At 58.8% G+C, this 1,167-nt stretch carries 1 protein-coding gene; it reads right to left on the minus strand.

Annotated elements, in window-relative coordinates:
- Window positions 1-19 precede the first annotated feature (19 nt).
- Window positions 20-1,080, minus strand: a protein-coding gene (locus tag HHL08_RS25275; protein ID WP_169575589.1) for an IS630 family transposase whose coding sequence is annotated in 2 segments (ribosomal slippage) — window positions 20-573 and window positions 573-1,080 — 1,062 coding nt in all. Because the reading frame shifts where the segments join, the coding sequence is not laid out codon by codon here.
- Between the last annotated feature and the right edge of the window lie 87 nt (window positions 1,081-1,167).

Consider the following 1,167-nt stretch of genomic DNA (forward strand, 5'->3'; position numbering starts at 1 on the left):
TTATACCAAGACTCTCTGATCAGAACCTGTGCGCCCATTGGCGAAGTCCGATTGTCATGATGCGCCAGGGCTGATCAATGAGGAGGTTCCAGGCGAAGCAGCAATGGTCGACGATATTTTCGTAGGAGGAGAAGATGCGGTTCGATAGCCAGTTGTCCCGCATAAATTGCCATAGATTTTCGACAGGATTCAACTCCGGGCATTTGGGCGGCAACGGCAGCAATGTGATATTGGCGGGGATCGTCAGTGCGCCGGAGATATGCCAACCGGCCTGATCGAGCATGAGGACGGCATGGGCCCCCGGCGCTACCTGGCTGCTGATCTCAGCCAGATGCATGCCCATCGCCTCACTATTGCAATGGGGCATGACGAGGCCCGCGCCTTTCCCTTCAGCAGGACAGATGGCACCAAAGATCCAGGCTGATGCCCGACGCAGATCGCGGGGTGCTATTGGTCTGGTTCCCCGTTTGGCCCAGCGTCGGGTGAGTTTGGTCTGCTGGCCAATCCGGGCTTCGTCCTGCCACCACAGCTCTACGGGCGTGCCTTTGGGGAGGGTTTTGCGGATTTGCGCCAGACGGGCGGGGAACTCTTTTTAAAAATGGCAATATTCGCGAGGTTCTGCGCGTGATGGCGCGGGCGAGCCGAGAGCTTTCGGTAGCCCATGGTCCGCAGTTCATGCCCCAGCGCCTGCTTGCTGATCGAGATATTGAACTCGTCCCATAGCCACTGGCCCAAATCAATAATGCGCCAACGCACAACGCCATGGATGGCAGGGGTCGGCCCCGTATCAATGATCTCCTCCAATGCGCGGCGGTGCCTGTCATTGAGGATCGTTGTCGGCCCTGGCGCCTTGCGGGTCATCAACCCGTCGGGGCCCTCAGCGTTGAAGCGAACGACCCAATCCCGCACGATCTGACGCGTCACCCCGCCGACAAGGGCTGCATCGCTGCGGCTGTGCCCGTCCAGGATCGTCGCGATTGCCAATAATCGACGTACTTGCGCCCCGTCCTTGCAGCGCCGCGCAACGGCACGAACATCGCCTGCGCTGAAATCTCCACGGAGCTTGATCGGAACAGACATCGCAAACCTCCTCCAGTTTGCGATGTTGAATCACGTTATAGCGTCTCGGGAAAGGCCCAACGAGTCAGATCCCACAAGCTTTGGTAT

The sequence above is a fragment of the Sphingobium psychrophilum genome, assembly GCF_012927105.1.
Lineage (GTDB): Bacteria > Pseudomonadota > Alphaproteobacteria > Sphingomonadales > Sphingomonadaceae > Sphingobium > Sphingobium psychrophilum.